The following is a 13,327-nucleotide window of genomic DNA, read 5'->3' on the forward strand; positions in this document are numbered from 1 at the left end:
CACCGCCACGCGAAGGTATTGCAAAACGTAAGGCGGCGCTAAACTGCCGCTCATGAAAATCGCGCATTGGCTGGTTCTGGGTTGTCTGTGTGCCGTGCCGCTGGCGGCGTCCGCGCAATGGCAATGGATCGACAAGGACGGCCGGAAGGTCTTCAGCGACCAGGCCCCGCCGCCCGATGTCCCCGACAAGAACATCGTGCGGCGCGCCGGCGCACCGGTTGCACGCCACGGGGCGTCACCGGCGCCTGCGGTGGCCGATGCCACGCCCTCCGAAGCGCCGGCACCGACGGCCAGCAGCCCCAAGCCGTCGGGCGTCGACAAGGAACTCGAGGAGAAAGCCCGCAAGGCCGAAGATGCCGAGAAGGCCAAGCGGGCGGCCGAAGCGCAGAAGGTCGCCAAGGCCAAGGCCGACAACTGCGGCCGAGCGCGTCAGGGCAAGGCGACCATGGACAGCGGCATTCGCGTGGCACGTGTCAACGCCCAGGGCGAGCGCGAGATCATGGACGACAAGGCGCGCGCCACGGAGCAGCAGCGCCTGCAGTCGGTCATCGACAGCGACTGCAAGTAGCCGGGGCCATCTCGGACATCTCTCGCGCGTGCGGCATGCCGCTGCACGATGCGTTCAGTAGCCTTGCTTGCCGCCCTCGCGGCGACGTGCGAACAGCCCCGTGCCGCGGGCGCCCTGCTGCTGGAAGCGCTCGCGCCGCGCCACCTTGGGGTCGACGGTCAGGGCACGGCACCACTCGAGCCGGTCGCCGTTCTTCAACACATGCCCTCCCTCCACGGCGCGCCCCCAGATGCCTGGCGTGAAGCGGCTTCGATCGAAATCCGGTCCGGTACTGGCGGCCATGGCCTCGTCCACCGTCGCCCCCTCGGGCAGCGTCAGCACCTGCTCGATCACCTCGCGCGGCGCGATGGCGCACACCAGCGTGATCTGCATCGTCAGACCTTGCCGTAGACCTGTTCGGCGCGCTTCACGAAGGCCTCGACCAGCGTCGAGGCGACCTTGTCGAACACCGGGCCGACCAGCGCCTGCAGTGCGAAGTTGCTGAAGCCGTAGCTCAGGTCGAGCTCGACGCGGCAGGCGCGTTCGCCCTGCTCCCCCACGGGGTTGAATTTCCAGGTGCCGTCGAGGTTGGAGAAAGGGCCGTCGACCAGCTTGAGCCGGACCTCGCGGCCGGGAACATGGGTGTTGCGTGTGGTGAAGTGCTGGTGCATGCCGCCGAAGGCCAGGCCGACTTCGGCGGTCATGCCGGTGTCGTCCTGATCGACAATCCGCGAGCGGTCGCACCAGGGCAAAAACTCGGGATATTTCGCCACATCGGTGACCAAGGCATACATCTCCTCGGCGCTGTACCAGATGAGGACGGACTTGTGAACGGTTTTCATAGAATCGACGGTGTGTGCGTTTCGATTGTATTGAGGCCATGCGACCCCAAATGAGACCGCCATGGCCACCAAGAAACAAGACACCTCCTCCCGCATCGCCGACAACAAGAAGGCAGCCTACAACTATTTCTTCGAAGAGCGCTTCGAAGCCGGCCTCGTGCTCGAAGGCTGGGAGGTCAAGTCGCTGCGCGAAGGCAAGGTCCAGCTGACCGACGGCTACGTGGTGATCCGCGAGGGCGAGATGTTCATCGTCGGCCTGCAGATCAACCCGCTGCGCAGCGCCTCGACCCACACCACACCGGATTCTGTGCGCACCAAGAAGCTGCTGCTGCACAAGGAACAGATCCGCCGCCTGACCGGCAAGATCGAGCAGAAGGGCTACACCCTGGTGCCGATCAACCTCCACTGGAAGGCCGGCAAGGTGAAGTGCGAGGTCGCGCTGGCCAAGGGCAAGGCCGAGCACGACAAGCGCGACACCATCAAGGATCGCGAAGGCAAGCGCGAAGTCGAGCGCGCGATGAAAACGCACAACCGTTGAGGGCCGCGCCGGCTCGACCGTCCGCTCCAGTGCCTGATCTGTCGGCCGAGGGCTACACGCTGGTAGGCGGTCGGCTGCTGCCCGGCGACACCGGCGCACGTGCACAGTTCACCGTCCCCCCGACGGGCCCGTTGCCGCGCGAATCCTTGCTGAGGCTGGCGACGGTGGTGTACCGTCAGCTGTGAGTCCGACTTTGTCCGATCCCTCACACGTTTTTTTAACCCAAGGAGAACACTCCATGAAACTGTTCAGCGCATCCCTTCTGGCTGCGGCCCTGCTCGCCGGCTGCGGCGGCATGGCCCCCAAGATGGCGGCAGACACGCCCACGCGCACCGCGGATGGCGTGCTGGTCGGACCGAACGGCATGAGCCTCTACACCTTCGCTCGCGACAGCGTCGGCAGCGGCAAGTCGGCCTGCAATGGTCCCTGCATCACCAACTGGCCCGCGCTGGATGCACCGGCATCGGCCCGCCCCATGGGCGACTACAGCGTCGTGGTGCGCGACGACGGCAAGAAGCAATGGGCCTACAAGGGCGCACCGCTCTACTACTGGGCCAAGGACAGCAAGGCCGGCGACCGTACGGGCGACGGCGTCGGTGGCGTCTGGAAACTCGCACGCCCCTGAGCGCTGCGCGATAACTTATGAAGAAGCCGGCATCCGCCGGCTTTTTTCATGGGCGCGAGGGGCGCAACAATGCCTGTCGTTCGCGCAGTCCGAGCAGCTCGTTGGCCATCAGCGCGCCGATCACGAGCAGGCCGCCGCCCAGCACGCTGGCGGCGGGCACCTCCCCCGCGCCGAGCCAGGCCAGCGCGATGCCGAAGATCACTTCGAGCAGGCCCAGCAGGGCCATCTCGGGGGCCTTCAAGGCACGGGCGCAGGCCAGCGACAGCACACAGGGAATCGCGAGCTGGAACAGGCCCAGGAAGGCTAGCAGGCCGAGATCGTGCGGCGAAGCCTGCAGGGGCCAGGCCAGCGGCAGCGTGACCAGCGCAGAGATCACCGCGCCGATCAGCACCGCGGGCACCAGGTCGACGTCGTGGCCCTGGGCGTGCGCATGCTGCACCACGGTCCAGTTGGCGGCGGCGGCCACCGGCACGCACAGCGCGACCAGCGTTCCGAGCCATTGGCCTGCGCCCATCTGGCTGCCGTACATCCAGGCGATGCCCAAGCCGGCGACCGCGATCGCGGACCAGGTGCGTGCAGGCAGGCGATGTCCGATGAAGATCCGCGCGGCCAGTGCGGTGAGCAGCGGGCCGACCGCCATGGTGACCAGCACGTCGGCCGTGCTGGTGAGCGTCAGCGCCATCATGAACGCGGTGAACATGATGCTCCAGCACAGGCCCGAGGCCCAGAGCGCGCGCCCACCGCGGCGGACCGTGGTGAGCACGGCGCGCCCGCGCCAGAGCGGCAGGATCACCAGCAAGGCGAGCGCCGTGAAGGCGCTGCGCCAGAAAGTCACCTCGAAGCTTCGCGCATGCTCGAGGTGGCGCGTCACCACGCCGGCGGTGGCCCACATCAGGGTCACGCCGACCATGAGCCAGACTGCAAACCCGTGGGTCAGCCGCACAGTGGACTCCGGTGACGCGGGTGCCGATCAGCGGCTGGCGCGCTTGCGGTCGCTTTCCTTGAGGTGGCGCTTGCGCAGACGCACGCTCTTGGGCGTGATTTCGACCAGCTCGTCGTCCTCGATGAATTCCACACCGTATTCCAGCGTGAGTTCGATCGGCGGCGTGATCTTGATCGCGTCTTCCTTGCCAGACACGCGGAAGTTGGTCAGTTGCTTGGTCCGCGTGGCGTTGACCACCAGATCGTTGTCGCGGCTGTGGATGCCGACGATCATGCCTTCGTACACCGGATCGTTCGCCTTCACGAACATGCGGCCGCGGTCGTCCAGCTTGCCCAGGGCGTAGGTGAAGATTTCACCGTCGTCCATGGAGATCAGCACGCCCTGCTTGCGGCCGCCGATGTCGCCCTTGTGCGCTTCGTAGCTGTCGAAGATGTTGGAGATCAGGCCCGAGCCGCGCGTCAGGTTCAGGAATTCGTTGGTGAAGCCGATCAGGCCCCGCGCCGGAATGCGGTACTCCAGACGCACGCGACCGCGGCCGTCCGGTTCCATGTTGACCAGCTCGCCCTTGCGCTCGCCCAGTGCCTGCATCACGCCGCCCTGGTGCTGCTCTTCGATGTCGGCCGTCACCAGTTCGATGGGTTCGTGCTTCTCGCCGTCGACGTCCTTCATCACCACGCGCGGCTTGCTCACGGCCATTTCGAAGCCTTCGCGGCGCATGTTTTCCAGCAGGATGGTCAGGTGCAGTTCGCCGCGGCCCATGACTTCGAAGATGCCTTCTTCGTCGGTTTCCTTGACGCGCAGTGCCACGTTGTGTTGCAGCTCTTTCTGCAGGCGATCCCAGATCTGACGGCTGGTGACGAACTTGCCTTCGCGGCCGGCCAGCGGGCTGGTGTTCACGCAGAAGTTCATGGTCAGCGTCGGCTCGTCGACCTTGAGCATCGGCAGCGGTGCGGGCGTGTCCTTGTCGGTCACGGTCACGCCGATGTTGAGGTCGGCGATGCCGTTGATCAGCACGATCTCACCCGGGCCGGCTTCGTTCGTCTGCACGCGTTCCAGGCCCTGGAAGGTCAGCACCTGGTTGACGCGGCCCTTGATGGCCTTGCCGTCCGGACCTTCCATGACCACCACGTCCATCATGGGCTTGATGGTGCCCTGGCTGATGCGGCCCACGCCGATGCGGCCGACGAAGGTCGAGAAGTCCAGTGCGGAGATCTGCAGCTGCAGCGGCGCGGCCGGGTCGCCCTTTTGCGCCGGCACGTGCTTGAGCACGGTGTTGAACAGGGCCGACATGTCGGGACCCCACTGCTCGCCGGCAGCGCCCTCTTCGAGCGACGACCAGCCGTTGATGCCCGAAGCGTAGACCACCGGGAAGTCGAGCTGTTCGTCGGTCGCGCCGAGCTTGTCGAACAGGTCGAAGGCCGCGTTGACCACGAAATCGGGGCGTGCGCCCGGCTTGTCGACCTTGTTCACGACCAGGATGGGCTTGAGGCCGAGGGCCAGCGCCTTCTTGGTCACGAAACGCGTTTGCGGCATCGGGCCTTCCTGCGCGTCGATCAGCAGCACCACGCCGTCGACCATCGACAGCGCACGTTCCACTTCACCGCCGAAGTCCGCGTGACCGGGGGTGTCGACGATGTTGATGTGCGTGCCTTCCCAGGTCACGGCGCAGTTCTTGGCCAGAATCGTGATGCCACGTTCTTTTTCGATGGCGTTGTTGTCCATCACCGTGTCGACGACCTTCTCGTGGTCGGCGAAGGTGCCGGACTGGCGCAGCAGCTGGTCCACCATGGTGGTCTTGCCATGGTCCACGTGGGCAATGATGGCGATATTGCGGATTTGCTTTTGGGTACTCATGGTGTCGTTTCGCAGATGGATGCGTTCAAAAGGATTTGCTGGATTTCGATGGGGTTCAGCAAGCGCCCCGGGATCAGTTCGTTGGCCTTGACGTGGGCCGAGCCCAGGAAGGCGGGGGGATCGCGGCCGAACACGGCCACCTCCTCCGCATCGGCCCAGTCGCCGCGTCGGCGCAGGCCCGAAAGAAAGCGTGCCGCATCTTCGGTGTCGAGCATGACGCGTTCGTGGCCGGCCACCAGCGATTCCGCCGGCAGCAGTCGGGCCAGGCGCTCTGCCTCGCCCAGGGCTTCGAGCGCTTCGAGCGTGACGCACTGCGCCTCGCCGAAATCGCCGGTCGCGGTGCGTCGCAGCGAGCGCAGGTGCGCGCCGCAGCCCAGCGCTTCGCCGATGTCTTCGCCCAGCGTGCGGATGTAGGTGCCCTTGCTGACCCGCGCCACGATCCGGACCAGGTCCGGCTCGATCGCGGTCAGCGTGAGCTCGTGAATCACGACGTCGCGCGGAGCGCGCTCGACCTCGATGCCTTCGCGGGCGTATTCATACAGCGCCTTGCCGTCCTTCTTGAGCGCGCTGTGCATCGGCGGCACCTGGCGGATCGGCCCGGTGAACTGCGCGGTGACCCGTGCCAGGTCTTCCGGCGTGACCTGCACGGCCCGCTCGGCGATCACCTCGCCCTCGGCATCGCCGGTCGAGGTCTTCACGCCCAGGCGCGCGGTCGCGACATAGGTCTTGTCGGCGTCCAGATGCAACTGGCTGAACTTGGTGGCCGCGCCAAAACACAGAGGAAGCACGCCGGTCGCCAGCGGATCGAGCGTGCCGGTATGGCCCGCTTTTTCGGCGCGCAGCAACCACTTGGCCTTCTGCAAGGCCTGGTTGCTGGAGAGACCCAGCGGCTTGTCGAGCAACAACACCCCATGCACAGGGCGCCGTTGCACCCTGGTGCGTGGCGCATTCATCCTTACTCGTCTTTCGAACGGGAAGCGACGGCCTGAGCGATCAGCGCATTCATGTCGGCTGCACGCTCGGTGGTGCGGTCGAACAGGAAGTGCAGCGTCGGCACGGTATGGATCTGCAGGCGCTTGAACAGGCCGTTGCGCAGGAAGCCTGCGGCCTGGTTGAGCGCCTCGGTCGTGACGGCCGGGTCGCCGATCAACAGGCTGAAATAGATCTTGGCGTGTGCGTAGTCGGGTGTGACTTCGACCGCCTGGATCGTGACCATGCCCACCCGCGGGTCCTTCAGCTCGCGCGCGATCAGTTCCGTCAGATCCCGCTGGATCTGATCGGCGACCTTGAAGGCGCGGTTGGGGGCTGCGGCTTTTCTTTTTGGCATGGACGTAGGCTAGGACTTGTCAGAACTCAGACTTCACGGCACACCGTGGTTCCTTCGCGAAACACCGCGGAACCGGCTTTGCCGGGCCGCTGGTGTTGCCCCCGGAAGGGGGTTGACGAAGCGACACGAAGTGCGCGAAGACTGAGGGTGATCACAATGTCCGCGCAATCTCCTTGATCTCGAAGAATTCGAGCTGATCGCCTTCTTTGATGTCGTTGTAGTTCTTGAGCTTGATACCGCACTCGAAGCCTTCGCGGACTTCGCGAACGTCGTCCTTCATGCGCTTGATCGAGTCGACCTCGCCCGTGTAGACCACCACGTTGTCGCGCAGCAGGCGGAAATGCGCGCTGCGGTTGACCGAACCTGCGGTGATGTACGAACCGGCGACCGTACCGATCTTCGAAGCCACGAACACCGTGCGGATCTCGGCCTGGCCGATGATCTCTTCGCGCCGCTCGGGGGCCAGCATGCCGGACATCGCCACCTTCACCTCATCCACGGCGTCGTAGATGATGCTGTAGTAGTTCAGCGTCACGCCATTGCCTTCGGCCAGCTTGCGAGCACCCGAATCGGCACGCACGTTGAAACCGATGACCACTGCCTTCGAAGCGATCGCGAGGTTGATGTCGTTCTCGCTGATGCCGCCGACACCGGCGTACACGATCTGCACCTTGACCTCTTCGGTCGCCAGCTTGAGCAGCGACTGGGCCAGGGCTTCCTGCGAGCCTTGCACGTCGGCCTTGATGATGAGTCGCAGCGTCTGCACTTCGCCGGCCGAAAGGTCGGTGAACATGCTCTGCAGGTTCGACGCCTGCTGGCGTGCCAGCTTGGTGTTGCGGAACTTGCCTGCACGGTAGGTGGCGATTTCACGCGCACGGCGCTCGTCGGCCATCACCATGAACTCGTCGCCGGCCTGCGGGACTTCGGTCAGACCCTGGATTTCCACCGGGATCGACGGACCTGCCGTCTTGATCGACTTGCCGTCTTCGTCCAGCATGGCGCGCACGCGGCCAAAGGTCGAACCGGCCAGCACCACGTCGCCCGTCTTGAGGGTACCGGACTGCACCAGCACGGTGGCGACCGGGCCGCGGCCCTTGTCGAGCCGGGCTTCGATCACCAGGCCCTTGGCAGCGGCATCGACCGGCGCCTTGAGTTCCAGCACTTCGGCTTGCAGCAGCACCTGTTCGAGCAGGTCGTCCACGCCCTGGCCGGTTTTGGCCGATACGGAGACGAAAGGCACTTCGCCGCCGTACTCTTCAGGCACGACCTCTTCGGCCACCAGTTCCTGCTTCACGCGGTCCAGATTGGCATCGGGCTTGTCGATCTTGTTGATCGCGACCACGATCGGCACACCGGCCGCTTTCGCGTGCTTGATGGCTTCCTTGGTCTGCGGCATGACGCCGTCGTCGGCCGCCACCACGAGGATGACGATGTCGGTGGCCTGCGCGCCGCGGGCCCGCATGGCGGTGAACGCCTCATGACCTGGGGTGTCGAGGAAGGACACCATGCCGCGTTCGGTTTCGACGTGGTAGGCGCCGATGTGCTGCGTGATGCCACCGGCTTCGCCCGACGCGACCTTGGCGCGGCGGATGTAGTCCAGCAGCGAGGTCTTGCCGTGGTCGACGTGACCCATGACGGTGACCACAGGAGCGCGCGGCAACGACTCGGCCGTTTGACCGGCGACGTCTTCGTCGGTGAAGGCTTCCGGATCGTCCAGCGCGGCGACCATGGCCGTGTGGCCCATGTCTTCCACGATGATCATCGCGGTGTCCTGGTCGAGCGACTGGTTGATGGTCGCCATCATGCCGAGCTTCATCAATTGCTTGATGACCTCTTGCGCCTTGACGGCCATCTTGTGCGCCAGCTCGGCCACGGTGATGGTCTCGGGCACGTGCACTTCGAGCACGCGCGCTTCCACCGGTGCGGCTTGCACGTGTTCTTCATGGCCGCCACGGTCGTTGCTGCCGCGACGCCCACGCGGGCCTCCGCGCCAGTTGCCGCGATTGACACCGCCGCTGGCATCGCCACGGGTCTTGATTTCCTTCTTCTTGGCCGGATCGCCTGCCCAGCTCGACGAGAGCTTGGCCGACTTGACGTCCTTGGTGGCGCCAGGCGCAGCAGCAGCGCCGGCAGCCGCAGGGGCACCCGGGCGGGCCGCGGGAGCGACCGGCTTGTGCAGCGTGCCCTTGACGGCCGGCTTCGGCACTTCCTTCTCGGGCGCCTTGTGCGGCACCAGCACGCGGGCTGGTGCGTTCATCATGGCGCGGATGGCTTCGGCTTCGGCCAGGGCCTTGCGACGACGCTCGTCCAGATCCTTGGCGCGTGCGGCTTCCTCGTCGGCACGGGCCTTCGATTCGGCAGCGGCCTTGGCCTTGGCGTCTTCCTTGGCCTGGTTGGCAGCGGCTTCGGCCGCAGCCTTGCCGGTGGCAGCCTCGGTCGCGGCCTGGGTCTCGACCACCGGTGCCTTGGGCGCTGCGGGCGCCGCGGGGCGGGCAGCCGCAGCTTCCTTTTCCTTCTGGAGCGCAGCAGCCTTGGCCTGCTGTTCGGCCTGTTCGGCACGCTCGGCCTTCTCGCGGTCGGCGGCTTCGGCGGCCTCGCGCTGACGACGCTTCTCGGCCAACTCTTCTTCCTGGCGGCGGATCAGCTCGGCCTGGCGACGCGCGTCTTCCTCGCGACGGGCCAGTTCGGCTTCGTCGATCTTGGGTGCGGACGGCTCGATCGCGGGCGCTTGGGCCTGCACCGGTTCGGCGGGACCTTCATCGCGCTGGATGAAGGTGCGCTTCTTGCGCACTTCCACTTGGATCGTGCGGGCACGCCCGGTGGCGTCGGCCTGCTTGATCTCGCTGGTCGATTTCTTGACCAGGGTGATCTTCTTGCGCTCGGTTTCGGCCGTGCCGTGGCTGGCCTTCAGAAAGCCGAGCAGGCGTTGCTTGTCGGTCTCCGTGAGTGCATCGGTTGGCGAGGCCTTCGCCACGCCTGCGCTCTTGAGCTGATCAAGCAAGGTTTCGGGGGTCTTCTTGAGTTCGTTCGCGAACTCGGCGACTGTGGTGCTGGACATATGTGCTTCGTGCTCCCATGACCGTCACTCTTGGCCCGAGAACCAATGTTCACGGGCTTTCAAGATGAGGGCTTTGGCGTCATCGGCGCTGTGGCCGGTGATCTCGGTGAGTTCGTCGACCGCGAGGTCGGCCAGGTCGTCACGGGTGTGAACACCCGCCTCGGCCAATTTCGGAATGAGTTCGGCGTCGAGGCCTTCGAGGTCGCGCAGATTCTGCGAGACGCCTTCGGCGCTTTCTTCCTTGGCGATTTCCATCGTGAGCAGCGCATCCTTGGCACGCGTGCGCAGCTCGTTGATCGTGTCTTCGTCGAAGCTCTCGATTTCCAGCAGCTCGGAGATCGGCACATAGGCCACTTCTTCCAGGCTGGTGAAACCTTCGTTGATCAGGATGTCGGCGATTTCCTCGTCGACATCGAGCTTCTCGATGAACAGCTTGCGGCTCGAGTCGGTCTCGAGCGCCTGCTTCTGAGCCGACTCGCTGGCATCCATGATGTTGATCTTCCAACCGGTGAGGTCGGAAGCCAGCCGCACGTTCTGCCCGCCGCGGCCGATGGCGATCGCGAGGTTTTCCTCGTCGACCACCACGTCCATGGCGTGCTTCTCTTCGTCGACCACGATCGACGACACGTTGGCCGGTGCCAGGGCGCCGATCACGAACTGGGCCGGATCCTCGCTCCACAGCACGATGTCGACGCGCTCGCCGGCCAGCTCGTTGGTCACGGCGTTGACACGCGTGCCACGCACGCCGACGCAGGTGCCGATCGGATCGACACGCTTGTCGTGCGAGAGCACGGCGATCTTGGCGCGCGAACCCGGGTCACGGGCGCAGCTCTTGATCTCAAGCAGGCCTTGTTCGATCTCGGGCACTTCCTGGCGGAACAGCTCGATCATGAATTCGGGGGCCGAACGCGACAGGATGATCGGCGCGCCGCGCAGCGTCAGGTCGACCTCCATGATCATGGCCCGCACGCGGTCGCCATTGCGCAGGTTTTCCTTGGCGATCATCTCGCTGCGGCGCAGGCGGCCTTCGACGCGCCCGGCTTCCACGATGATGTCGCCCTTGTCCAGGCGCTTGACGGTGCCCACGAAGATCTTGTCGCCGCGCGACATGAAGTCGTTGAGCAGCATCTCGCGCTCGGCGTCGCGGATCTTCTGCAGGATCACCTGCTTGGCCGCCATGGCGCCGATGCGACCGATCGGGACCGAATCCACCGCTTCTTCGATGTACTCGTCGACCTCGATGTCGGGCATCTCTTCCTTGGCTTCGAACAGCAGGATTTCCTGGTCCGGCAGTTGCAGGCCGGCTTCATCCGGGACCACGTGCCAACGGCGGAAGGTTTCGTAGTCGCCGCTGTCGCGGTCGACGGCGACGCGGATGTCCACGTCGCCCTGATGGAGCTTCTTGGTGGCCTGCGCCAGTGCGGACTCGACCGCGCCGAAGACGACGTCGCGCTCGACGTTCTTCTCCCGCGATATCGCATCCACCAACATCAACATTTCGCGATTCATGCCACTACGCTCCTCTTGTCAGTCCGACACTTCCGTGCCGCCAATGTCCGAAAGGCCCTCGGGGGCCTTGTCCAGCGAACCCTCTTGGGTTCTGGGCCTGCGCCCCTTGAAATCCACGATCGGCGCCAGCCGCGCTTCGCGCAATTCGTCCAGCGTGAAGCCCAGCGCATGCAACGGTGCAGGCGCGCGCTTCTTGCTCACTCTGTGTCCAGGCTTGGTTTCGGGGGCATCGCTCCAGACGATCTGCCAGCCGCCACTGTCGGCACGCTCCAGCGTGCCGCGAAATTTCTTGCGGCTGGCCGACACCTGGCCGGCTGCCGCGGCGCCCATGGGCGCCTTGAGCGTCACGTCGATCACATCGCCGACGAAACGCTCGAAATCCTGTTCATTGCGCAAGGGACGGTCAATACCCGGCGAGGACACCTCGAGCCGCTTGTATTCCGCACCTTCGACCTCGAGCGCAAACTGCAATTGGCGCGTCACCTTCTCGCAGTCTTCCACCGTCACATAGGGCTCGGGCACGCCCGCTGCGATGTCTTCCGAGGTGGGGGCCGTCCAGGGCAAATCAATCGTGACGCGCAGCAGTCCGCCGGCCGACCGCTCGATCTCGACCAGGTCGTAGCCAAGTCCGGCTACGGTTTGTTCCACTGTTTGCTGCAATGCCACGTGTCTGAATGCGCCCTTGATGTTGTCCACTCGATTCCGGTGCCGACCCAGGCCCGTCTGGCCTGCTGAATTCCGTCCTGCACCTGCAAATCACCGAGAGAAATGCTTCGCCCAATAAAAAACGGGCGGTTGGTACCCGCCCGTTTGGTCGTGAGCCTCGGATTATATGCCTAAAAGTGCTCAAAAGCATGGGGCTTTAAAGGGCCAAATCACCTGTTCTCGCTCGGGCACGCCACCAAACCATTGCAAAAAGCACCGAGCCGAGCGCCAGCACCGCCGCTGCCCCCAGCAACGGCACGGCAAACGAGCCGGTGCGTTGCGCCAGCGGGGCCGCAAAAAGCGGCCCCAGGATCTGGCCCACGCCGTAGGAAGCCGTGGCGTAGCCGATCAATCCGGCCGCCGCATTGCCGCGCAACCGGCGTGCGTCGCGCACCGCGAACAGCGTGATGGCCGTGAAGGGCATCCCCAGCAGCAGGCTGCCGAGCGCAAAGCCGGCGATGGTCGGCCAGGCCACCGACAGGACCACGCCGAGGGCCTGGAGCGCATAGGCGATGGCCAGCAGCAGCCGGTTGTCCCATTCGGGCGGCGCACGAGCGCCAATCAGCGCGCCGGGAACGATCGCCAGACCGAACAGCGGCCAGAAGAAATCCGGCCAGGGCGAACCCGGCAGCGCCTGGCGCGCGATCACCGGCAGAAAGGTGGCGGTGATGATGTAGCCGAAGCCGGCCAGGCCGTACAGCGCGATCAGCCAGCGCGCATCGGTGCGGTCCTCGGGCGACACGAGGGCCGGCGGGGGCACAGGCGGCGTATCGCCCGCTGCCGTGGCAACCGGCGCACCGTCGTCGAACACCCGCCAGATCACCGCAATCAGCACGACCGCCACCAGCCCATAGCCGAGCCAGGCCCAGTCCGAACCCCAGCGACCGGTCAGGCCCCCCAGCAAGCCGGTCGCCGCGATGCCCAGGCCCGGGCCGCTGTAGATCACGCCGGCCAGGGCCGGCGCGCCGGTCTCGGCCAGCCGGCGCAGGCCCCAGCCCGAGGCGAAGACGAAGGTCCAGGCGCTGACCACGCCGGCGGCACCGCGCAGCGCGCCCCACCACGTGAAGCCGTTCAGCAGGCCCATGCCCAGCAGCAGCACGGCGGTCGCGACGAGGCCGCTGCGGACCATGAACGCGGGCCGCAGCCGGATCGCGGCGCAGGACACCGCGCCCCCGAAATAGCCCAGATAGTTGAGCGAAGCCAGCAGGCCGCCGCTCTGCAGGTCGAGCTTGCCCTCGTGCAGCATGATCGGCAGCAAGGGCGTGAAGGCGAAGCGCCCGAGGCCCATGGCCACCGCCAGCGTGACCATGCACGCGAGTGCGGCGCGCCAGGCGCCGCGGCGCTCGTATCCGGTGTTCGACATGACGTGCCGGAAAAAT

At 65.7% G+C, this 13,327-nt stretch carries 14 protein-coding genes; 4 read left to right on the plus strand and 10 right to left on the minus strand.

Going from position 1 to position 13,327, the window contains the following annotated elements; all coding sequences use genetic code 11:
• The first annotated feature begins 52 nt into the window (after nt 1-52).
• Nucleotides 53-568, plus strand: a complete 516-nt coding sequence (locus ACSFBC_RS01335; protein WP_435508509.1) for a DUF4124 domain-containing protein — start codon at nt 53-55, stop codon at nt 566-568.
• Between the two features lie 54 nt (nt 569-622).
• Here ACSFBC_RS01335 and ACSFBC_RS01340 read toward each other — a convergent pair whose 3' ends face one another.
• Together ACSFBC_RS01340 and ACSFBC_RS01345 are read right to left on the minus strand one after the other, a co-directional pair.
• A complete protein-coding gene (locus tag ACSFBC_RS01340) occupies nt 623-940 on the minus strand; it encodes an RnfH family protein (RefSeq protein WP_435508510.1) in 318 nt (105 codons plus the stop codon).
• A 2-nt stretch (nt 941-942) separates the two neighbouring features.
• A complete protein-coding gene (locus ACSFBC_RS01345; RefSeq protein ID WP_435508511.1) occupies nt 943-1,389 on the minus strand; it encodes a type II toxin-antitoxin system RatA family toxin in 447 nt (148 codons plus the stop codon).
• A gap of 61 nt (nt 1,390-1,450) precedes the next feature.
• Here ACSFBC_RS01345 and smpB point away from each other — a divergent pair, with 61 nt between their 5' ends.
• The 3 genes from smpB to ACSFBC_RS01360 are packed head-to-tail and all read left to right on the plus strand — an operon-like array spanning nt 1,451 to nt 2,552.
• Nucleotides 1,451-1,927 (plus strand): SsrA-binding protein SmpB, encoded by a 477-nt coding sequence (smpB, locus tag ACSFBC_RS01350; RefSeq protein WP_219217489.1) that lies wholly within the window; start codon nt 1,451-1,453, stop codon nt 1,925-1,927.
• A 29-nt stretch (nt 1,928-1,956) separates the two neighbouring features.
• Nucleotides 1,957-2,112 (plus strand): hypothetical protein, encoded by a 156-nt coding sequence (locus tag ACSFBC_RS01355; RefSeq protein ID WP_435508512.1) that lies wholly within the window; start codon nt 1,957-1,959, stop codon nt 2,110-2,112.
• Between the two features lie 53 nt (nt 2,113-2,165).
• Nucleotides 2,166-2,552, plus strand: coding sequence for a COG4315 family predicted lipoprotein (locus ACSFBC_RS01360; RefSeq protein WP_435508513.1), 387 nt, complete (start codon nt 2,166-2,168; stop codon nt 2,550-2,552).
• 46 nt (nt 2,553-2,598) lie between these two features.
• Here the strand turns inward: ACSFBC_RS01360 and ACSFBC_RS01365 are convergent, their stop codons facing one another.
• From ACSFBC_RS01365 to ACSFBC_RS01400, 8 genes are all read right to left on the minus strand, one after another.
• Complete coding sequence (locus tag ACSFBC_RS01365) at nt 2,599-3,495, minus strand: DMT family transporter (protein WP_435508514.1); 897 nt, start codon at nt 3,493-3,495, stop codon at nt 2,599-2,601.
• A gap of 27 nt (nt 3,496-3,522) precedes the next feature.
• Nucleotides 3,523-5,349 (minus strand): translational GTPase TypA, encoded by a 1,827-nt coding sequence (typA, locus tag ACSFBC_RS01370; RefSeq protein WP_435508515.1) that lies wholly within the window; start codon nt 5,347-5,349, stop codon nt 3,523-3,525.
• Nucleotides 5,346-6,302: a tRNA pseudouridine(55) synthase TruB gene (gene truB / locus ACSFBC_RS01375; RefSeq protein ID WP_435508516.1), complete on the minus strand. Its 957-nt coding sequence runs from the start codon at nt 6,300-6,302 to the stop codon at nt 5,346-5,348. Before truB ends, typA begins: the two co-directional genes overlap by 4 nt.
• 2 nt (nt 6,303-6,304) lie before the next feature.
• Nucleotides 6,305-6,676: a 30S ribosome-binding factor RbfA gene (gene rbfA / locus ACSFBC_RS01380; protein WP_435508517.1), complete on the minus strand. Its 372-nt coding sequence runs from the start codon at nt 6,674-6,676 to the stop codon at nt 6,305-6,307.
• A gap of 151 nt (nt 6,677-6,827) precedes the next feature.
• Nucleotides 6,828-9,734, minus strand: a complete 2,907-nt coding sequence (gene infB, locus ACSFBC_RS01385; protein WP_435508518.1) for a translation initiation factor IF-2 — start codon at nt 9,732-9,734, stop codon at nt 6,828-6,830.
• A 24-nt stretch (nt 9,735-9,758) separates the two neighbouring features.
• Complete coding sequence (nusA, locus tag ACSFBC_RS01390) at nt 9,759-11,243, minus strand: transcription termination factor NusA (RefSeq protein ID WP_435508519.1); 1,485 nt, start codon at nt 11,241-11,243, stop codon at nt 9,759-9,761.
• A gap of 18 nt (nt 11,244-11,261) precedes the next feature.
• Entirely contained in the window at nt 11,262-11,909 is a 648-nt protein-coding gene (gene rimP / locus ACSFBC_RS01395) for a ribosome maturation factor RimP (protein WP_435509244.1), read from the minus strand.
• Nucleotides 11,910-12,105: 196 nt separating this feature from the next.
• On the minus strand, nt 12,106-13,311 hold the full coding sequence (locus ACSFBC_RS01400) for a YbfB/YjiJ family MFS transporter (protein ID WP_435508520.1): 1,206 nt from the start codon (nt 13,309-13,311) through the stop codon (nt 12,106-12,108).
• Nucleotides 13,312-13,327: the final 16 nt, after the last annotated feature.

The organism is Variovorax frigidus, from assembly GCF_051216515.1.
Lineage (GTDB): Bacteria > Pseudomonadota > Gammaproteobacteria > Burkholderiales > Burkholderiaceae_C > Variovorax.

What these genes read in the sequence shown, in the direction of transcription:
- ACSFBC_RS01335 (WP_435508509.1), top strand. Translation starts at nt 53, where the DNA reads ATGAAAATCGCGCATTGGCTGGTTCTGGGTTGTCTGTGTGCCGTGCCG.
- ACSFBC_RS01340 (WP_435508510.1), bottom strand. Translation starts at nt 940, where the DNA reads ATGCAGATCACGCTGGTGTGCGCCATCGCGCCGCGCGAGGTGATCGAG.
- ACSFBC_RS01345 (WP_435508511.1), bottom strand. Translation starts at nt 1,389, where the DNA reads ATGAAAACCGTTCACAAGTCCGTCCTCATCTGGTACAGCGCCGAGGAG.
- smpB (WP_219217489.1), top strand. Translation starts at nt 1,451, where the DNA reads ATGGCCACCAAGAAACAAGACACCTCCTCCCGCATCGCCGACAACAAG.
- ACSFBC_RS01360 (WP_435508513.1), top strand. Translation starts at nt 2,166, where the DNA reads ATGAAACTGTTCAGCGCATCCCTTCTGGCTGCGGCCCTGCTCGCCGGC.
- typA (WP_435508515.1), bottom strand. Translation starts at nt 5,349, where the DNA reads ATGAGTACCCAAAAGCAAATCCGCAATATCGCCATCATTGCCCACGTG.
- truB (WP_435508516.1), bottom strand. Translation starts at nt 6,302, where the DNA reads ATGAATGCGCCACGCACCAGGGTGCAACGGCGCCCTGTGCATGGGGTG.
- rbfA (WP_435508517.1), bottom strand. Translation starts at nt 6,676, where the DNA reads ATGCCAAAAAGAAAAGCCGCAGCCCCCAACCGCGCCTTCAAGGTCGCC.
- infB (WP_435508518.1), bottom strand. Translation starts at nt 9,734, where the DNA reads ATGTCCAGCACCACAGTCGCCGAGTTCGCGAACGAACTCAAGAAGACC.
- nusA (WP_435508519.1), bottom strand. Translation starts at nt 11,243, where the DNA reads ATGAATCGCGAAATGTTGATGTTGGTGGATGCGATATCGCGGGAGAAG.
- ACSFBC_RS01400 (WP_435508520.1), bottom strand. Translation starts at nt 13,311, where the DNA reads ATGTCGAACACCGGATACGAGCGCCGCGGCGCCTGGCGCGCCGCACTC.